Below are 15,603 nucleotides of genomic sequence, written 5' to 3' on the forward strand. Positions count from 1 at the left end.
CTGTGACGGTGCGCTCGTCTCGGTGTTCGAAAGCCGGTTCCCGTGCGCGACCCGCCTGCTCGTCGAGTCCCGGCCCACCGGAGCCTCAGAACACGGGTCCCGGTGGGGCGCACCGCAGCTCGGCCCACACCGTCTTGCGCGGGAACCGGCCTTCCGTGACTCCCCAGCGGTCGGCGAGGGCCTCCACGAGGAGCAGGCCACGGCCCGATTCCGCGTCGGGGGCGGGTGCCTGCGGGTGGGGGAGGCGCTCCCCCCGGGTGTCGGTGACCTCGATACGGAGGGTGCCGCCGACGACGTAGAGCGTGAGCCGGAAATCGCGGCCGGCGACGCGCCCGTGTGCCGCCGCGTTGGAGGCCAGTTCGGCGATGAGCTGGCGGGCCGGGTCCTGAGGCAGGCCCCAGGAGCGGAGCTGCTCGGTCGCCAGCAGGCGGGCGAGGCGGGCGCCGCGTGGCGTGGAGGAGAGCCGCACGCTGAAGTTGCGCACGGGCGTCGGCAGTTCGGCGGATTTCTGGTTCACGTCACTCAGCGTGGCGGTGCACACCTACCGTGAGAAGTGACGCGGCGCATGCGTACGGTCACTGTCCGGGGCTTGTCCACCGCTGTCGTGACTGTCGGGGCGGGGCGTACGGGTAGGGCGCCGGGGGCAGCACGGCGCGTACGACGAAGGGGCGCGGGATGACGGTCGAGACGGACGAGCCGGGGTGGGAGGTCGACCCCGACGACGAGTGGGGTGTCGCGGTCATCGCCACGGTGGGACGGCAGTTGAAGCTCCGCCGCGAGGCGGTGGGGATGCGGGCCGCCGACTTCGGAGTGGCGGTCGGGTACGGGGAGGACCTGGTCTACAAGGTCGAGGGCGGGAAGCGGATCCCCCGGCAGGAGTACCTGGACAGGGCCGACGAGGTCCTGGGCGCGGGCGGGCTGATCGCGGCGGCCTGGGAGGACGTGAAGAAGGTCCGCTACCCGAAGAAGGTGCGGGAGCTGGGGAAGCTGGAGGCGAAGGCGGTCGAGATCGGCGTGTACGAATGCAACATCATCGCGGGGTTGTTGCAGACGCCGGAGCACGCGCGGGTCCTGATGGAGGCCCGGCAGCCTCCGTACTCCCCGGACGGCCTCGAGCGCATGGTGGCCGCGCGGATGGCTCGGCAGTCGGTCTTCGAACGCGACCCGGCGCCGTCGATGCACTTCGTGCTGGAAGAGGCGCCCCTGCGGCGGCGAGTCGGACGCACAATGGTGTGGCGGCGACAACTCGAACGGCTGCTGGAGGTGGGACGGTTGCACCACGTCACGCTTCAGGTCATGCCGACGAACACCGACGCCCACCCCGGGCTGGACGGCAGGATCGAGTTGCTGAAATTCGAGGACGGCTCAGCGGTCGGACGATCCGAAGGAGCGTTCAACGGACGACCGATCACCGACCCGAAACAACTGCGCATTGTCGAACTGCGATATGGCACGATCCGAGCACAGGCGCTCTCGCCGCGGGAGTCGCTGGCCTTCATCGAACAACTGCTGGGAGAGACATGATCCGCGAGGCCGAACTGGTCTGGTTCAAGAGCAGCTACAGCGGCGGCACGGACGGCGAGTCCTGCGTCGAGATCGCGACCACCCCCGCCACCGTCCACATCCGCGACTCCAAGCACGCGGACGGCGGCCCCCGCCTGGCGCTCACCCCGAACGCGTGGACGGACTTCCTCCCGTACGCGTCGGAGGGCTGACGACCTCCTGCGTCCCCACCACCGACAGCAGCTCCAGCAGCCCCGCGCTCTCCGTCCCCACGGCCGGTGTGAACCAGAGCAACCGCTGGCGGCCGTCCTCGCTGAACAGGTTGAGGCAGTTGACCTCGACGACGCCGAGCGCGGGGTGCACGATGCGCTTGCGGTCGTCCCGCCGGAAGGCCACGTCGTGGTCGGCCCACAGCGCGGCGAACTCGGGCGACACGGCGAGCAGCGTACGGATCATCGAGCCGACCTCGGGGTCCTTCGCGGCCCGGCGCGCGGCGGCGGCCCGCAGGTCGGCGACGAAGGCACGGGACTGGCTCTCGTGGTCGGCCTCAGGGTGCAGGCGCCGGACCTCGGGCTCCGTGAACCACCGGTGCACGAAGCTGGCCCGGGGCCCCGTCAGACCGGAGTGGTCCCCGACCAGCGCCACGGCCAGCGGATTCTGCACGAGGGTGACGTGCAGGTCGGTGATCACCTGCGCGGGGGTCGACGTCAGGCGCCCGAGCAGGTCGAGCATGCCGGGATGCACGTGCGAGGCGGCCCCGCCCTGCGCGGGCACCGGGCGGTCCGCGAGCCGGTAGAGGTAGTCGCGCTCGTCGGCGGACAACCGCAGCGCCCTCGCCAGCGCGGCGACCATCTGCTCGGACGGCTGGGACCCGGCGCCGCGCTCCAACTCGTTGTAGTAGTCCACCGACGCCCCGGCGAGCTGGGCGACCTCCTCGCGCCGCAGCCCCGGCACCCGGCGCCGCGGCCCGGCCGGGAACCCGACGTCGGCCGGCCGGATGCGTTCCCGCCGCGACCGCAGGAACGCTCCCAGCTCGGCGTACTTCACAGCGCTCATGCCGTCCATTCTGCGCCGGGCCGGGCCGGTGACCCAGGGGATGGCATCCCCTGGCTCCGCCACCGTGCGCCGCGCATCGTGGAGACATGACTACGAACGCGAAGCAGCACACCCCGGCACCGCCGGACCCCCGGGTCGCCGTCGTCACGGGCGGATCACGCGGCATCGGACGGGCGGTCTCGCTCAGACTCGCCCAGGACGGCCTGGCGGTCGTCGTGAACTACGCCCGGGAGGCGGCGTCCGCCGACGAGACGGTCGCGGCGATCACCGAGGCCGGCGGGCGGGCGATCGCCGTACGGGCGGACGTGGCGGAGGAGAAGGAGATCGCGGCGCTGTTCGACCGGGCGGAGGAGGAGTTCGGCGGCGTCGACGTGGTGGTGAACTCGGCCGGGCGGATGACCCTGTCGACCATCGCCGACCTGGACCTGGAGGCACTGGACGCCATGCACCGCACCAACATCCGCGGTGCCTTCGTGGTCGCCCGGGAGGCGGCCCGGCGGCTGCGGGCGGGCGGTTCCTTCGTGGGCTTCTCGACATCCGTGGTCGGCGCGCAGTTCCCCACCTACGGGGCCTACACGGCGAGCAAGGGCGCGGTGGAGGCCATGATCCTGATCATGGCGCGTGAGCTGCGCGGCCGGGACGTCACGGTGAACGCCGTGGCGCCCGGTCCCACGGCCACGGACCTGTTCCTCACGGGCAAGACGCCCGAGCAGATCGACACGCTCGCGAAGACCCCGCCCCTGGAGCGGCTCGGCACCCCGGACGACATCGCCGCCGTGGTCGCCTTCCTCGGCAGCCCCGCCGGCCACTGGGTGAACGGCCAGGTCCTGCGTGCCAACGGAGGCCTGGTCTGATGCCCTTCGCCCACTTCAAGGTCCCCGCGGGCACCGTCACCGCCGAGGACAAGCGGAAGATCGTCGAACGCACCACCGACCTGTACGCGGAGATCTACGGCGAGCGGGCCCGGCCCACCACCGTGGTCCTCGTCGACGAGGTCGCCGACGGCGGCTGGGGCGTCGCCGGGAACGTCCTCACCGCCGAGATGCTCAACGGGGACGGGGCGTGACCCGGGCGCGGGAGGCGGCGGCCCAGGGCCAGGTGCGGGAGCACAGCACCGGCCGGTAGCCGTCCGGGCGAGGGCGCGGCCTGCCCGGGCCTTCGTCCCTTATGATCCCAAGCAGCCGGTATGTGGCGTACGCGTCTCACATAGTGGTCGCGCTCAAGACCGCACCCTGGCCAGGGTGTTTACATGCGCGTAACACTTATGGGTCCCCGCGCGCGGCAACGGCGCCGAGCGCCCCCCACCGGACGGGACCGGAGCGCCGCCCCGGCGCTTCCGCCCGGTCCCGGTGTCCGCCGTGCCAGAAAGGGCTTCCGTGACGACGCGATCCGCATCGACGAGCACGCTCGACCACCTGCTCACCGAGATCGAACACCGCAACCCGGCGCAGCCCGAGTTCCTCCAGGCCGCCCACGAGGTGCTGGAGACGCTCGCGCCCGTGCTCGCGGCCCGGCCCGAGTACGCGGAGGCGGGGCTCGTCGAGCGCCTGGTCGAACCCGAGCGGCAGGTGATCTTCCGGGTGCCGTGGCAGGACGACAGGGGCCGCGTCCACGTCAACCGGGGCTTCCGCGTCGAGTTCAACAGCGCGCTCGGCCCGTACAAGGGCGGCCTGCGCTTCCACCCCTCGGTCGACCTGGGCGTCATCAAGTTCCTGGGCTTCGAGCAGATCTTCAAGAACGCGCTGACCGGCCTCGGCATCGGCGGCGGCAAGGGCGGCAGCGACTTCGACCCGCACGGGCGCAGCGACGCGGAGGTCATGCGGTTCTGCCAGTCGTTCATGACGGAGCTGTACCGGCACATCGGCGAGCACACGGACGTTCCGGCCGGCGACATCGGCGTCGGCGGCCGCGAGATCGGCTACCTGTTCGGGCAGTACCGCCGGATCACCAACCGCTGGGAGGCGGGCGTGCTCACCGGCAAGGGCGCCGGCTGGGGCGGCTCGCTGATCCGCCCGGAGGCCACCGGCTACGGCAACGTGCTCTTCGCCGCGGCGATGCTGCGCGAGCGCGGAGAGGACCTGGAGGGCCAGACGGCCGTCGTCTCCGGCTCCGGCAACGTCGCGATTTACACGATCGAGAAGCTCGCCGCCCTCGGTGCGAACGCCGTGACCTGCTCGGACTCCTCCGGCTACGTCGTCGACGAGAAGGGCATCGACCTCGGCCTGCTCAAGCAGGTCAAGGAGGTCGAGCGCGGCCGCGTCGACAGCTACGCCGAGCGCCGGGGCTCCTCCGCCCGCTTCGTGCCCGGCGGACGGGTCTGGGAGGTCCCGGCCGACATCGCGCTCCCCTCCGCCACGCAGAACGAACTCGACGAGAACGACGCCGCGGCCCTGATCCGCAACGGCGTCAAGGCCGTCTCCGAGGGCGCCAACATGCCGGCCACCCCCGAGGCCGTCCACCTGCTCCAGCGCTCCGGCGTCGCCTTCGGCCCCGGCAAGGCGGCCAACGCGGGCGGCGTCGCGGTCAGCGCCCTGGAGATGGCCCAGAACCACGCCCGTACGTCGTGGACGGCGGCGCGGGTCGAGGAAGAGCTGACCCGCATCATGAACGACATCCACACCACCTGCCACGAGACCGCCGAGCGCTACGGCGCCCCCGGCGACTACGTCACGGGCGCCAACATCGCCGGTTTCGAGCGCGTCGCCGACGCGATGCTGGCGCAGGGAGTCATCTGAGCCGCCGGGGCACGCTCCCCCTCCCGGGGTGCGGGACCGAAATCCCGGGAAGGGGAGGGGCGGAAGCCGGGGCCGGAGCGTCCTGAGAGCCGACAGGTGTGGTCCTCGGTGACGTGGGGTACAGTCATCCGCTTCGATTGGCCAGCGCGGTGCCCCGTATGGCAGACTAGCGGAGTTGCTCGGTCGAGTGCCGATGCTGCGCGCCTCCCGCCGGGGGGACCGGAAGCGAGTCCCACAGTACTCGTCGCCCCATGCTGTACATCGCGAGATGTAGGGGCGGACGTACGGGAATCTTCCGGGAAGTGTCAGCGGGGTACCGGCCAGGCACCCGGTGGGCCTCTCGCCCCCGGTCCGCGGTTCCGGAAGGGCCCGCACCTCCCAGAGCAGGGATGTTCGAACAAGGGACATCTGTGTCAGCGAGAGTGCGACACGCCCGACCGCGTGGGTCGGAGGGGGAGCGGAATGACAAGGGACCACCGGGTCCAGAGCGTTACGAGAGACAGGACTACTGAGTAGCCATGGCGGGACAGAAGATCCGCATCCGGCTCAAGGCCTACGACCACGAGGTCATCGACTCTTCGGCGAAGAAGATCGTCGAGACGGTGACTCGCACTGGTGCGTCGGTCGCGGGCCCGGTGCCGCTGCCCACTGAGAAGAACGTGTACTGCGTCATCAAGTCGCCGCACAAGTACAAGGACTCGCGCGAGCACTTCGAGATGCGCACGCACAAGCGCCTGATCGACATCCTCGACCCGACCCCCAAGACCGTTGACTCTCTGATGCGACTCGACCTCCCGGCCGGTGTCGACATCGAGATCAAGCTCTGAGGGCGGTGATCTGAAGATGACCAAGCAGATCAAGGGCATCCTGGGCGAGAAGCTCGGCATGACGCAGGTGTGGGACGAGAACAACCGTGTTGTTCCGGTCACCGTCGTCAAGGCCGGCCCCAACGTCGTCACCCAGGTCCGCACGAACGACGTCGACGGCTACGAGTCCGTCCAGATCGCTTTCGGCGAGATCGACCCGCGCAAGGTGAACAAGCCCCTCAAGGGTCACTTCGCCAAGGCCGACGTCACCCCCCGCCGCCACCTCGTCGAGATCCGTACCGCTGGTGCCAGCGAGTACACCCTCGGCCAGGAGATCACCGCTGAGACCTTCGAGTCCGGCGTGAAGGTCGACGTCACCGCGAAGAGCAAGGGCAAGGGCTTCGCCGGCGTCATGAAGCGCCACAACTTCAAGGGTGGCAAGGCGTCGCACGGTGCCCACCGTGTGCACCGCATGCCCGGATCCATCGGTGGCTGTGCCACCCCCGGCCGTGTCTTCAAGGGCATGCGCATGGCGGGTCGCATGGGCAACGAGCGGGTCACCACCCAGAACCTGACCGTTCACGCCGTTGACGCGGAGAAGGGCCTGCTCCTCATCAAGGGCGCGGTTCCTGGTCCGAACGGCGGCCTCGTCCTGGTCCGCACCGCGGCCAAGGGGGCCTGAGGTACCGATGAGCACTGTTGACATCCTTTCGCCTGCAGGCGAGAAGACCGGTAGCGTCGAGCTCCCCGCGGAGATCTTCGGCGTGGAGAAGATCAGCATCCCGCTGATCCACCAGGTCGTCGTCGCGCAGAACGCCGCTGCCCGCCAGGGCACGCACAAGACCAAGCGTCGTGGCGAGGTCCGTGGTGGCGGCAAGAAGCCGTACCGCCAGAAGGGCACCGGCCGCGCCCGCCAGGGTTCGACCCGTGCGCCGCAGTTCGCCGGCGGTGGCGTCGTCCACGGCCCGCAGCCGCGTGACTACTCGCAGCGGACCCCGAAGAAGATGAAGGCCGCGGCCCTGCGCCACGCCCTCACCGACCGGGCCCGCCACAACCGCATCCACGTCGTCTCCGGCGTCATCGAGGGCGACAGCCCGTCGACGAAGGCCGCCCGGACGCTGTTCGGCAAGATCTCGGAGCGCAAGAACCTGCTCCTGGTCGCCGACCGCGCCGACGAGGCCGCGTGGCTGTCCGCCCGCAACCTGCCCCAGATCCACATTCTGGAGCCGGGCCAGCTGAACACGTACGACGTTCTCGTCTCGGACGACGTGGTCTTCACCCAGGCCGCTTTCGAGTCCTTCGTGTCTGGCCCCAAGGCCGCTGACACCGAAGGGAGCGAAGCCTGATGGCTACGCGTCACCCGAGCATCGCCTCGAAGGCGGCCAAGGCCGCCAAGGCCGCGCGCGTCGCCAAGGCGCGTCGCCACGAGGCCGAAGGCAAGAACACCGTCGTCACCCCGGCCAGCAAGGCGTTCACGGACCCCCGTGACGTGCTGCTGAAGCCGGTCGTGTCCGAGAAGAGCTACGCGCTCCTCGACGAGAACAAGTACACGTTCATCGTCGCGCCGGGCTCCAACAAGACCCAGATCAAGGAGGCCGTCCAGGCGGTCTTCTCGGTCAAGGTCACCGGGGTCAACACGATCAACCGCCAGGGCAAGCGCAAGCGGACCCGCACCGGCTTCGGCAAGCGTGCCGACAGCAAGCGCGCGATCGTGACCCTTGCCGAGGGCGACCGTATCGACATCTTCGGCGGTCCGACCTCCTGACGGAGGTCCGGATCGTCCGGAATCGGACGAGGACTGAGAAATGGGAATCCGCAAGTACAAGCCGACTACGCCGGGCCGCCGTGGCTCCAGCGTCGCCGACTTCGTCGAGGTCACGCGGTCCACGCCGGAGAAGTCGTTGGTCCGCCCCCTGCACAGCAAGGGTGGCCGTAACAACTCCGGTCGTGTGACCGTCCGCCACCAGGGCGGTGGCCACAAGCGCGCCTACCGCGTGATCGACTTCCGTCGTCACGACAAGGACGGCGTGCCGGCGAAGGTCGCGCACATCGAGTACGACCCCAACCGCACCGCGCGCATCGCGCTGCTGCACTACGCCGACGGCGAGAAGCGCTACATCCTCGCCCCGCGCAACCTGCAGCAGGGTGACCGCGTCGAGAACGGTCCCGGGGCCGACATCAAGCCGGGCAACAACCTGGCGCTCCGCAACATCCCGGTCGGTACCACGATCCACGCGATCGAGCTCCGTCCCGGTGGCGGTGCCAAGTTCGCCCGTTCCGCCGGTGCCTCCGTGCAGCTGCTCGCGAAGGAGGGCTCGATGGCCCACCTGCGCATGCCGTCCGGAGAGATCCGCCTGGTCGACGTGCGCTGCCGCGCCACCGTCGGCGAGGTCGGCAACGCCGAGCAGAGCAACATCAACTGGGGCAAGGCGGGCCGTAAGCGCTGGCTGGGCGTTCGCCCGACCGTGCGTGGTGTGGTCATGAACCCGGTGGACCACCCGCACGGTGGTGGCGAAGGCCGTACCTCGGGTGGTCGCCACCCGGTGTCCCCGTGGGGCAAGAAGGAAGGCCGTACTCGTTCGCCCAAGAAGGCGTCGAACAAGTACATCGTCCGCCGCCGCAAGACGAACAAGAAGCGCTAAGGACGGGTTGAGATGCCTCGTAGCTTGAAGAAGGGACCCTTCGTCGACGACCACCTGATCAAGAAGGTGGACACGCAGAACGAAGCCGGTACCAAGAACGTCATCAAGACCTGGTCCCGTCGCTCGATGATCGTCCCGGCGATGCTCGGCCACACGATCGCGGTGCACAACGGCAAGACCCACATCCCGGTGTTTGTCACCGAGTCCATGGTCGGCCACAAGCTCGGCGAGTTCTCGCCGACGCGCACCTTCCGGGGTCACGTCAAGGACGACCGGAAGTCGAAGCGCCGCTAGTCAGCGGGGTGTGAAAGATCATGACAAACACTGAAGGGACAACCATGGAAGCCAGGGCCCAGGCGCGGTACATCCGCGTCACGCCCATGAAGGCCCGCCGCGTGGTGGACCTCATCCGTGGCATGGATGCCACGGAGGCTCAGGCGGTCCTGCGTTTCGCCCCGCAGGCCGCGAGCGTGCCGGTCGGCAAGGTGCTGGACAGCGCCATCGCCAACGCCGCGCACAACTACGACCACACCGACGCCGACAGCCTCTTCATTTCCGAGGCCTACGTCGACGAGGGCCCGACCCTGAAGCGGTTCCGGCCGCGCGCCCAGGGCCGCGCCTACCGGATCCGCAAGCGGACCAGCCACATCACCGTGGTCGTCAGCAGCAAGGAAGGAACCCGGTAATGGGCCAGAAGGTAAACCCGCACGGGTTCCGGCTCGGCATCACCACCGACTTCAAGTCGCGCTGGTACGCCGACAAGCTGTACAAGGACTACGTCAAGGAAGACGTCGCCATCCGTCGGATGATGACGTCCGGCATGGAGCGCGCCGGCATCTCGAAGGTGGAGATCGAGCGCACCCGTGACCGCGTGCGTGTGGACATCCACACCGCTCGTCCCGGCATCGTCATCGGCCGCCGCGGCGCCGAGGCCGACCGCATCCGCGGTGACCTGGAGAAGCTGACCGGCAAGCAGGTCCAGCTGAACATCCTCGAGGTCAAGAGCCCGGAGACGGACGCTCAGCTGGTGGCCCAGGCCGTCGCCGAGCAGCTCTCCTCCCGCGTCTCCTTCCGTCGTGCCATGCGCAAGAGCATGCAGGGCACGATGAAGGCCGGCGCCAAGGGCATCAAGATCCAGTGCGGTGGCCGCCTCGGTGGCGCCGAGATGTCCCGCTCGGAGTTCTACCGCGAGGGCCGCGTGCCCCTGCACACGCTCCGCGCGAACGTGGACTACGGCTTCTTCGAGGCCAAGACGACCTTCGGCCGCATCGGTGTGAAGGTCTGGATCTACAAGGGCGACGTCAAGAACATCGCCGAGGTCCGCGCCGAGAACGCCGCTGCCCGCGCCGGCAACCGCCCGGCCCGTGGTGGCAACGACCGCCCGGCCCGTGGTGGCCGCGGTGGCGAGCGTGGCGGTCGCGGTCGCAAGCCGCAGCAGCAGTCCGCGCCGGCTGCCGAGGCCCCCAAGGCCGACGCTCCCGCCGCCGCTGCCGCTCCGGCTGAGAGCACCGGAACGGAGGCCTGACCGAAATGCTGATCCCCCGTAGGGTCAAGCACCGCAAGCAGCACCACCCGAAGCGCCGTGGTCAGGCCAAGGGCGGTACGACGGTTGCGTTCGGCGAGTACGGCATTCAGGCCCTCACGCCGGCGTACGTGACCAACCGCCAGATCGAGGCGGCCCGTATCGCGATGACCCGCCACATCAAGCGTGGCGGCAAGGTCTGGATCAACATCTACCCGGACCGCCCGCTCACGAAGAAGCCCGCCGAGACCCGCATGGGTTCCGGTAAGGGTTCCCCCGAGTGGTGGATCGCGAACGTGCACCCGGGCCGGGTCATGTTCGAGCTGTCCTACCCCAACGAGAAGATCGCCCGTGAGGCGCTGACTCGTGCGGCCCACAAGCTGCCGATGAAGTGCCGGATCGTCAAGCGCGAGGCAGGTGAAGCGTGATGTCGGCCGGTACCAAGGCGTCCGAGCTGCGCGAACTGGGTGACGAGGAGCTTCTGGCGAAGCTCCGCGAAGCCAAGGAAGAGCTGTTCAACCTCCGCTTCCAGGCGGCGACGGGTCAGCTCGAGAACCACGGTCGGCTCAAGGCCGTCCGTAAGGACATCGCGCGGATCTACACCCTGATGCGTGAGCGCGAGCTGGGCATCGAGACGGTGGAGAGCGCCTGATGAGCGAGAGCAACGTGACTGAGACCAACACCGAAGCACGCGGCTTCCGCAAGACCCGCGAGGGTCTTGTCGTCAGCGACAAGATGGACAAGACCGTCGTCGTCGCCGTCGAGGACCGCGTCAAGCACGCGCTGTACGGCAAGGTCATCCGCCGTACCAACAAGCTCAAGGCTCACGACGAGCAGAACGCCGCGGGCGTCGGCGACCGTGTCCTCCTGATGGAGACCCGGCCGCTGTCCGCGACGAAGCGCTGGCGCGTCGTCGAGGTCCTCGAGAAGGCCAAGTAATTTCCTGCGGCAACACCCCGCAGGTCAGTTCCGCCAGGCTCCGGGAGCCGCTCGCTGAGCGGCTCCCGGGGAACCGGCAGACAATCAGGAGATAGACGTGATCCAGCAGGAGTCGCGGCTTCGTGTCGCCGACAACACGGGTGCGAAGGAAGTCCTCTGCATCCGTGTGCTCGGTGGCTCGGGCCGCCGCTACGCGGGTATCGGTGACGTCATCGTCGCCACCGTCAAGGACGCGATCCCCGGTGGCAACGTGAAGAAGGGTGACGTCGTCAAGGCGGTCATCGTTCGCACCGTCAAGGAGCGCCGCCGTCCGGACGGCTCGTACATCCGCTTCGACGAGAACGCCGCCGTCATTCTGAAGAACGACGGCGACCCTCGCGGCACCCGTATCTTCGGCCCCGTGGGCCGTGAGCTGCGCGAGAAGAAGTTCATGAAGATCATCTCCCTCGCGCCGGAGGTGCTGTGAGCATGAAGATCAAGAAGGGCGACCTGGTCCAGGTCATCACCGGTAAGGACAAGGGCAAGCAGGGCAAGGTCATCGCGGCCTTCCCCCGCGAGGACCGCGTCCTGGTCGAGGGTGTCAACCGGGTCAAGAAGCACACCAAGGCCGGGCCGACCGCTCGCGGTTCGCAGGCCGGCGGCATCGTGACCACCGAGGCCCCGATCCACGTCTCCAACGTCCAGCTGGTCGTGGAGAAGGACGGCAACAAGGTCGTCACGCGCGTCGGTTACCGCTTCGACGACGAGGGCAACAAGGTTCGCGTTGCCAAGCGGACGGGTGAGGACATCTGATGGCTACCACCACCACTCCGCGTCTGAAGACGAAGTACCGCGAGGAGATCGCGGGCAAGCTGCGTGAGGAGTTCTCCTACGAGAACGTCATGCAGATCCCCGGTCTCGTCAAGATCGTGGTCAACATGGGTGTGGGCGACGCCGCCCGCGACTCCAAGCTGATCGAGGGCGCCATCCGCGACCTCACCACGATCACCGGTCAGAAGCCGGCCGTCACCAAGGCCCGCAAGTCCATCGCGCAGTTCAAGCTGCGTGAGGGCCAGCCGATCGGTGCCCACGTCACGCTTCGTGGCGACCGCATGTGGGAGTTCCTGGACCGCACCCTGTCGCTCGCGCTGCCGCGCATCCGCGACTTCCGCGGCCTGTCCCCCAAGCAGTTCGACGGCCGTGGCAACTACACCTTCGGTCTCACCGAGCAGGTCATGTTCCACGAGATCGACCAGGACAAGATCGACCGCACCCGGGGTATGGACATCACCGTGGTGACCACGGCGACCAACGACGCTGAGGGCCGCGCGCTCCTTCGTCACCTCGGCTTCCCCTTCAAGGAGGCGTGAGCGAGATGGCGAAGAAGGCTCTGATTGCCAAGGCTGCTCGCAAGCCCAAGTTCGGTGTACGCGGCTACACGCGCTGCCAGCGCTGCGGCCGTCCGCACTCCGTCTACCGCAAGTTCGGCCTCTGCCGCGTGTGCCTTCGTGAGATGGCTCACCGTGGCGAGCTGCCGGGCGTGACCAAGAGCTCCTGGTAATCCGGTAATTCCGGGTTATTCAGACTCTCGGTAAGCATCTGGGTCGGCAGGGGCCCGGCTCCGCATGCCTTAGGCTTGTGGGGTTGGGCGTCTGCCGCCCGTACGACTTACTACGCCGTAGGTCCACCGCGCCGCACCCGTCCCGTCTCGGATCGGGGAGAGGGATGGCGCACCAGGAAACCCCGGCGAGAGAGGCCGAAGGCCAATTCATGACCATGACTGATCCGATCGCAGACATGCTTACGCGTCTGCGGAACGCGAACTCGGCGTACCACGACTCCGTGACGATGCCGGCGTCCAAGATCAAGTCTCACATCGCGGAGATCCTCCAGCAGGAGGGCTTCATCACGGGCTGGAAGACCGAGGACGCCGAGGTCGGCAAGAACCTCGTTCTCGAGCTGAAGTTCGGCCCGAACCGTGAGCGCTCCATCGCGGGCATCAAGCGGATCTCCAAGCCCGGTCTCCGGGTTTACGCGAAGTCCACCAACCTGCCCAAGGTGCTGGGTGGCCTCGGCGTGGCGATCATCTCCACGTCGCACGGGCTCCTCACCGACAAGCAGGCCGGCAAGAAGGGCGTAGGCGGAGAAGTCCTCGCCTACGTCTGGTAGCGGAAGGGAACGGAGGAAACAGCTATGTCGCGCATCGGCAAGCTCCCCATCGCGGTTCCCGCCGGCGTGGACGTCACCATCGACGGCCGTACGGTCTCGGTCAAGGGCCCCAAGGGTTCGCTGACTCACACCGTCGTGGCGCCGATCGACATCGCCAAGGGTGAGGACGGCGTGCTGAGCGTCACCCGCCCCAACGACGAGCGTCAGAGCAAGGCCCTGCACGGCCTGTCCCGCACGCTGGTGGCGAACATGATCACCGGCGTGACCCAGGGTTACGTGAAGAAGCTCGAGATCAGCGGTGTCGGTTACCGCGTGCTCGCCAAGGGTTCGAACCTGGAGTTCTCCCTCGGTTACAGCCACCCGATCCTGGTCGAGGCCCCCGAGGGCATCACCTTCAAGGTGGAGTCCCCGACCCGTTTCTCGGTCGAGGGCATCGACAAGCAGAAGGTCGGCGAGGTTGCGGCCAACATCCGCAAGCTGCGCAAGCCCGACCCGTACAAGGCCAAGGGCGTCAAGTACGAGGGCGAAGTCATCCGCCGCAAGGTCGGAAAGGCGGGTAAGTAAGCCATGGCATACGGACAGAAGATCCTCAAGGGCGACGCCTACAAGCGCGCCGCGATCAAGCGCCGTCACATCCGGATTCGCAAGAATCTCTCGGGTACGGCGGAGCGTCCCCGTCTGGTCGTTACCCGCTCGAACCGCCACATCGTGGCCCAGGTGATCGACGACATCAAGGGTCACACCCTTGCGTCGGCGTCCACCCTGGACACCTCGATCCGTGGTGGCGAGGCGGACAAGTCGGCGCAGGCCAAGCAGGTCGGTGCCCTGGTCGCCGAGCGCGCCAAGGCCGCCGGTGTCGAGGCCGTCGTGTTCGACCGTGGTGGTAACCAGTACGCCGGGCGCATCGCCGCCCTGGCGGACGCCGCCCGCGAAGCCGGACTGAAGTTCTGAGCCGGTTCCGTATCGCTAGCGGAAACAGAGAGAGGTAATTCCAATGGCTGGACCCCAGCGCCGCGGTGGCGGTGCCGGTGGCGGCGAGCGGCGGGACCGGAAGGGCCGTGACGGCGGCGCAGCTGCCGCCGAGAAGACCGCTTACGTTGAGCGCGTCGTCGCGATCAACCGCGTTGCCAAGGTTGTGAAGGGTGGTCGTCGCTTCAGCTTCACCGCGCTGGTCGTGGTGGGCGACGGTGACGGCACCGTGGGTGTCGGATACGGCAAGGCCAAGGAGGTGCCGGCCGCCATCGCCAAGGGTGTTGAGGAGGCCAAGAAGCACTTCTTCAAGGTCCCCCGCATCCAGGGCACCATCCCGCACCCCATCCAGGGTGAGAAGGCTGCCGGCGTCGTGCTGCTCAAGCCCGCGTCCCCCGGTACCGGCGTGATCGCCGGTGGTCCGGTGCGCGCCGTGCTCGAGTGCGCCGGTATCCACGACGTGCTGTCGAAGTCGCTCGGCTCCGACAACCAGATCAACATCGTGCACGCGACCGTGGAGGCCCTCAAGGGCCTGCAGCGTCCCGAGGAGATCGCGGCCCGCCGTGGTCTGCCGCTCGAGGACGTCGCCCCCGCGGCTCTTCTCCGTGCGCGTGCCGGGGCGGGTGCGTAATCATGGCGCAGCTCAAGATTACGCAGGTCAAGTCCTACATCGGCAGCAAGCAGAACCACCGTGACACCCTGCGTTCCCTTGGTCTCAAGGGGATCAACACGCAGGTCGTCAAGGAGGACCGCCCCGAGTTCCGCGGAATGGTGCACACCGTCCGCCACCTCGTGACGGTCGAGGAGGTCGACTGATCATGGCGGAGAACAACCCGCTCAAGATCCACAACCTCCGTCCCGCCCCGGGCGCCAAGACCGCGAAGACCCGTGTGGGTCGTGGTGAGGCGTCGAAGGGTAAGACGGCCGGTCGTGGTACCAAGGGCACGAAGGCCCGTTACCAGGTTCCGGAGCGCTTCGAGGGTGGCCAGATGCCCCTCCACATGCGTCTCCCGAAGCTGAAGGGCTTCAAGAACCCGTTCAAGACCGAGTTCCAGGTCGTGAACCTCGACAAGCTGGCCGCGCTGTACCCCGAGGGTGGCGAGGTCACCGTCGAGGGCCTGGTGGCCAAGGGTGCGGTTCGCAAGAACAGCCTCGTCAAGGTCCTCGGCCAGGGCGAGATCTCCGTGGCGCTGCAGGTGACGGTCGACGCCGTCTCCGGCTCCGCCAAGGAGAAGATCACCGCCGCCGGCGGTACCGTCACCGAGCTCGTCTGAACCTTTCAG

28 protein-coding genes are annotated in these 15,603 nt (G+C 68.3%); 26 read left to right on the plus strand and 2 right to left on the minus strand.

All coding sequences use genetic code 11. The features are described from left to right. Window positions 1–85: 85 nt before the first annotated feature. Complete coding sequence (locus SAM23877_RS21290; RefSeq protein ID WP_053142717.1) at window positions 86–517, minus strand: ATP-binding protein; 432 nt, start codon at window positions 515–517, stop codon at window positions 86–88. Between the two features lie 158 nt (window positions 518–675). Here SAM23877_RS21290 and SAM23877_RS21295 point away from each other — a divergent pair, with 158 nt between their 5' ends. Further along, on the plus strand, window positions 676–1,524 hold the full coding sequence (locus SAM23877_RS21295; RefSeq protein ID WP_053135604.1) for a helix-turn-helix domain-containing protein: 849 nt from the start codon (window positions 676–678) through the stop codon (window positions 1,522–1,524). Continuing rightward, window positions 1,521–1,715: a DUF397 domain-containing protein gene (locus SAM23877_RS21300; RefSeq protein WP_053135607.1), complete on the plus strand. Its 195-nt coding sequence runs from the start codon at window positions 1,521–1,523 to the stop codon at window positions 1,713–1,715. Before SAM23877_RS21295 ends, SAM23877_RS21300 begins: the two co-directional genes overlap by 4 nt. On the opposite strand, the gene SAM23877_RS21305 is transcribed toward SAM23877_RS21300, so the two are convergent. After that, a complete protein-coding gene (locus tag SAM23877_RS21305) occupies window positions 1,666–2,568 on the minus strand; it encodes a helix-turn-helix transcriptional regulator (RefSeq protein ID WP_174532298.1) in 903 nt (300 codons plus the stop codon). The two genes, SAM23877_RS21300 and SAM23877_RS21305, sit on opposite strands and share 50 nt — an antisense overlap. Before the next feature lie 77 nt (window positions 2,569–2,645). Here SAM23877_RS21305 and SAM23877_RS21310 point away from each other — a divergent pair, with 77 nt between their 5' ends. The 24 genes from SAM23877_RS21310 to rplO all read left to right on the plus strand — a co-directional run bounded on the left by SAM23877_RS21310 (window position 2,646) and on the right by rplO (window position 15,594). Further along, the gene (locus tag SAM23877_RS21310; RefSeq protein WP_053135611.1) at window positions 2,646–3,413 is read left to right on the plus strand and encodes an SDR family oxidoreductase; all 768 of its coding nucleotides are present in this window, start codon (window positions 2,646–2,648) and stop codon (window positions 3,411–3,413) included. After that, on the plus strand, window positions 3,413–3,625 hold the full coding sequence (locus SAM23877_RS21315) for a 4-oxalocrotonate tautomerase family protein (protein ID WP_053135613.1): 213 nt from the start codon (window positions 3,413–3,415) through the stop codon (window positions 3,623–3,625). The genes SAM23877_RS21310 and SAM23877_RS21315 overlap by 1 nt, the downstream gene beginning before the upstream one ends. 310 nt (window positions 3,626–3,935) lie before the next feature. Continuing rightward, complete coding sequence (gene gdhA / locus SAM23877_RS21320) at window positions 3,936–5,294, plus strand: NADP-specific glutamate dehydrogenase (RefSeq protein WP_053135615.1); 1,359 nt, start codon at window positions 3,936–3,938, stop codon at window positions 5,292–5,294. Between the two features lie 518 nt (window positions 5,295–5,812). After that, window positions 5,813–6,121, plus strand: coding sequence for a 30S ribosomal protein S10 (gene rpsJ, locus SAM23877_RS21325; protein WP_003948644.1), 309 nt, complete (start codon window positions 5,813–5,815; stop codon window positions 6,119–6,121). Window positions 6,122–6,137: 16 nt separating this feature from the next. Beyond that, the gene (rplC, locus tag SAM23877_RS21330) at window positions 6,138–6,782 is read left to right on the plus strand and encodes a 50S ribosomal protein L3 (RefSeq protein ID WP_053135618.1); all 645 of its coding nucleotides are present in this window, start codon (window positions 6,138–6,140) and stop codon (window positions 6,780–6,782) included. 7 nt (window positions 6,783–6,789) lie between these two features. Further along, window positions 6,790–7,446 (plus strand): 50S ribosomal protein L4, encoded by a 657-nt coding sequence (rplD, locus tag SAM23877_RS21335; protein ID WP_053135621.1) that lies wholly within the window; start codon window positions 6,790–6,792, stop codon window positions 7,444–7,446. Next, complete coding sequence (gene rplW / locus SAM23877_RS21340; RefSeq protein ID WP_007443985.1) at window positions 7,446–7,865, plus strand: 50S ribosomal protein L23; 420 nt, start codon at window positions 7,446–7,448, stop codon at window positions 7,863–7,865. Before rplD ends, rplW begins: the two co-directional genes overlap by 1 nt. A gap of 40 nt (window positions 7,866–7,905) precedes the next feature. Beyond that, window positions 7,906–8,742 carry a 50S ribosomal protein L2 gene (rplB, locus tag SAM23877_RS21345; RefSeq protein WP_053135624.1) on the plus strand — a complete coding sequence of 279 codons (837 nt, stop codon included), beginning with the start codon at window positions 7,906–7,908 and terminating at the stop codon, window positions 8,740–8,742. A 12-nt stretch (window positions 8,743–8,754) separates the two neighbouring features. Next, window positions 8,755–9,036, plus strand: coding sequence for a 30S ribosomal protein S19 (rpsS, locus tag SAM23877_RS21350; RefSeq protein ID WP_003974263.1), 282 nt, complete (start codon window positions 8,755–8,757; stop codon window positions 9,034–9,036). A gap of 44 nt (window positions 9,037–9,080) precedes the next feature. After that, window positions 9,081–9,428 carry a 50S ribosomal protein L22 gene (gene rplV / locus SAM23877_RS21355; RefSeq protein WP_003974262.1) on the plus strand — a complete coding sequence of 116 codons (348 nt, stop codon included), beginning with the start codon at window positions 9,081–9,083 and terminating at the stop codon, window positions 9,426–9,428. Next, a complete protein-coding gene (gene rpsC, locus SAM23877_RS21360) occupies window positions 9,428–10,267 on the plus strand; it encodes a 30S ribosomal protein S3 (RefSeq protein WP_053135626.1) in 840 nt (279 codons plus the stop codon). Before rplV ends, rpsC begins: the two co-directional genes overlap by 1 nt. 5 nt (window positions 10,268–10,272) lie before the next feature. Further along, the gene (rplP, locus tag SAM23877_RS21365) at window positions 10,273–10,692 is read left to right on the plus strand and encodes a 50S ribosomal protein L16 (protein ID WP_004927269.1); all 420 of its coding nucleotides are present in this window, start codon (window positions 10,273–10,275) and stop codon (window positions 10,690–10,692) included. Next, on the plus strand, window positions 10,692–10,916 hold the full coding sequence (rpmC, locus tag SAM23877_RS21370; protein WP_003998824.1) for a 50S ribosomal protein L29: 225 nt from the start codon (window positions 10,692–10,694) through the stop codon (window positions 10,914–10,916). The genes rplP and rpmC overlap by 1 nt, the downstream gene beginning before the upstream one ends. Then, window positions 10,916–11,203 (plus strand): 30S ribosomal protein S17, encoded by a 288-nt coding sequence (rpsQ, locus tag SAM23877_RS21375; RefSeq protein WP_053135629.1) that lies wholly within the window; start codon window positions 10,916–10,918, stop codon window positions 11,201–11,203. The genes rpmC and rpsQ overlap by 1 nt, the downstream gene beginning before the upstream one ends. 97 nt (window positions 11,204–11,300) lie before the next feature. Continuing rightward, the gene (gene rplN / locus SAM23877_RS21380) at window positions 11,301–11,669 is read left to right on the plus strand and encodes a 50S ribosomal protein L14 (RefSeq protein ID WP_030831680.1); all 369 of its coding nucleotides are present in this window, start codon (window positions 11,301–11,303) and stop codon (window positions 11,667–11,669) included. Between the two features lie 2 nt (window positions 11,670–11,671). Beyond that, window positions 11,672–11,995 carry a 50S ribosomal protein L24 gene (gene rplX, locus SAM23877_RS21385; protein ID WP_003974256.1) on the plus strand — a complete coding sequence of 108 codons (324 nt, stop codon included), beginning with the start codon at window positions 11,672–11,674 and terminating at the stop codon, window positions 11,993–11,995. Next, complete coding sequence (gene rplE / locus SAM23877_RS21390) at window positions 11,995–12,552, plus strand: 50S ribosomal protein L5 (RefSeq protein WP_003974255.1); 558 nt, start codon at window positions 11,995–11,997, stop codon at window positions 12,550–12,552. The genes rplX and rplE overlap by 1 nt, the downstream gene beginning before the upstream one ends. Before the next feature lie 5 nt (window positions 12,553–12,557). Beyond that, window positions 12,558–12,743, plus strand: a complete 186-nt coding sequence (locus tag SAM23877_RS21395; RefSeq protein WP_003948630.1) for a type Z 30S ribosomal protein S14 — start codon at window positions 12,558–12,560, stop codon at window positions 12,741–12,743. 209 nt (window positions 12,744–12,952) lie between these two features. Further along, window positions 12,953–13,351 (plus strand): 30S ribosomal protein S8, encoded by a 399-nt coding sequence (gene rpsH / locus SAM23877_RS21400; protein ID WP_026248232.1) that lies wholly within the window; start codon window positions 12,953–12,955, stop codon window positions 13,349–13,351. A gap of 24 nt (window positions 13,352–13,375) precedes the next feature. After that, window positions 13,376–13,915 carry a 50S ribosomal protein L6 gene (gene rplF, locus SAM23877_RS21405; RefSeq protein WP_053135632.1) on the plus strand — a complete coding sequence of 180 codons (540 nt, stop codon included), beginning with the start codon at window positions 13,376–13,378 and terminating at the stop codon, window positions 13,913–13,915. Window positions 13,916–13,918: 3 nt separating this feature from the next. After that, window positions 13,919–14,302, plus strand: a complete 384-nt coding sequence (gene rplR, locus SAM23877_RS21410) for a 50S ribosomal protein L18 (RefSeq protein WP_003974252.1) — start codon at window positions 13,919–13,921, stop codon at window positions 14,300–14,302. Window positions 14,303–14,345: 43 nt separating this feature from the next. Beyond that, window positions 14,346–14,951 carry a 30S ribosomal protein S5 gene (rpsE, locus tag SAM23877_RS21415; RefSeq protein ID WP_004927232.1) on the plus strand — a complete coding sequence of 202 codons (606 nt, stop codon included), beginning with the start codon at window positions 14,346–14,348 and terminating at the stop codon, window positions 14,949–14,951. Window positions 14,952–14,953: 2 nt separating this feature from the next. After that, on the plus strand, window positions 14,954–15,136 hold the full coding sequence (rpmD, locus tag SAM23877_RS21420; RefSeq protein WP_003974250.1) for a 50S ribosomal protein L30: 183 nt from the start codon (window positions 14,954–14,956) through the stop codon (window positions 15,134–15,136). A gap of 2 nt (window positions 15,137–15,138) precedes the next feature. Beyond that, complete coding sequence (rplO, locus tag SAM23877_RS21425) at window positions 15,139–15,594, plus strand: 50S ribosomal protein L15 (RefSeq protein WP_003974249.1); 456 nt, start codon at window positions 15,139–15,141, stop codon at window positions 15,592–15,594. The last annotated feature ends 9 nt before the right edge of the window (window positions 15,595–15,603 follow it).

The sequence above is a fragment of the Streptomyces ambofaciens ATCC 23877 genome (assembly GCF_001267885.1).
GTDB classification, from domain to species: Bacteria; Actinomycetota; Actinomycetes; order Streptomycetales; family Streptomycetaceae; genus Streptomyces; species Streptomyces ambofaciens.

Coding starts and splice junctions, on each gene's coding strand:
- rpmD (WP_003974250.1), top strand. CDS start 14,954: ATGGCGCAGCTCAAGATTACGCAGGTCAAGTCCTACATCGGCAGCAAG.
- rpmC (WP_003998824.1), top strand. CDS start 10,692: ATGTCGGCCGGTACCAAGGCGTCCGAGCTGCGCGAACTGGGTGACGAG.
- SAM23877_RS21395 (WP_003948630.1), top strand. CDS start 12,558: ATGGCGAAGAAGGCTCTGATTGCCAAGGCTGCTCGCAAGCCCAAGTTC.
- rpsQ (WP_053135629.1), top strand. CDS start 10,916: ATGAGCGAGAGCAACGTGACTGAGACCAACACCGAAGCACGCGGCTTC.
- rpsS (WP_003974263.1), top strand. CDS start 8,755: ATGCCTCGTAGCTTGAAGAAGGGACCCTTCGTCGACGACCACCTGATC.
- rplP (WP_004927269.1), top strand. CDS start 10,273: ATGCTGATCCCCCGTAGGGTCAAGCACCGCAAGCAGCACCACCCGAAG.
- rplD (WP_053135621.1), top strand. CDS start 6,790: ATGAGCACTGTTGACATCCTTTCGCCTGCAGGCGAGAAGACCGGTAGC.
- SAM23877_RS21300 (WP_053135607.1), top strand. CDS start 1,521: ATGATCCGCGAGGCCGAACTGGTCTGGTTCAAGAGCAGCTACAGCGGC.
- rplE (WP_003974255.1), top strand. CDS start 11,995: ATGGCTACCACCACCACTCCGCGTCTGAAGACGAAGTACCGCGAGGAG.
- rpsH (WP_026248232.1), top strand. CDS start 12,953: ATGACCATGACTGATCCGATCGCAGACATGCTTACGCGTCTGCGGAAC.
- SAM23877_RS21315 (WP_053135613.1), top strand. CDS start 3,413: ATGCCCTTCGCCCACTTCAAGGTCCCCGCGGGCACCGTCACCGCCGAG.
- rplX (WP_003974256.1), top strand. CDS start 11,672: ATGAAGATCAAGAAGGGCGACCTGGTCCAGGTCATCACCGGTAAGGAC.
- rplW (WP_007443985.1), top strand. CDS start 7,446: ATGGCTACGCGTCACCCGAGCATCGCCTCGAAGGCGGCCAAGGCCGCC.
- SAM23877_RS21305 (WP_174532298.1), bottom strand. CDS start 2,568: ATGGACGGCATGAGCGCTGTGAAGTACGCCGAGCTGGGAGCGTTCCTG.
- SAM23877_RS21310 (WP_053135611.1), top strand. CDS start 2,646: ATGACTACGAACGCGAAGCAGCACACCCCGGCACCGCCGGACCCCCGG.
- rpsJ (WP_003948644.1), top strand. CDS start 5,813: ATGGCGGGACAGAAGATCCGCATCCGGCTCAAGGCCTACGACCACGAG.
- rplR (WP_003974252.1), top strand. CDS start 13,919: ATGGCATACGGACAGAAGATCCTCAAGGGCGACGCCTACAAGCGCGCC.
- rplF (WP_053135632.1), top strand. CDS start 13,376: ATGTCGCGCATCGGCAAGCTCCCCATCGCGGTTCCCGCCGGCGTGGAC.
- rpsC (WP_053135626.1), top strand. CDS start 9,428: ATGGGCCAGAAGGTAAACCCGCACGGGTTCCGGCTCGGCATCACCACC.
- rplB (WP_053135624.1), top strand. CDS start 7,906: ATGGGAATCCGCAAGTACAAGCCGACTACGCCGGGCCGCCGTGGCTCC.
- rplO (WP_003974249.1), top strand. CDS start 15,139: ATGGCGGAGAACAACCCGCTCAAGATCCACAACCTCCGTCCCGCCCCG.
- rplV (WP_003974262.1), top strand. CDS start 9,081: ATGGAAGCCAGGGCCCAGGCGCGGTACATCCGCGTCACGCCCATGAAG.
- rpsE (WP_004927232.1), top strand. CDS start 14,346: ATGGCTGGACCCCAGCGCCGCGGTGGCGGTGCCGGTGGCGGCGAGCGG.
- rplC (WP_053135618.1), top strand. CDS start 6,138: ATGACCAAGCAGATCAAGGGCATCCTGGGCGAGAAGCTCGGCATGACG.
- SAM23877_RS21295 (WP_053135604.1), top strand. CDS start 676: ATGACGGTCGAGACGGACGAGCCGGGGTGGGAGGTCGACCCCGACGAC.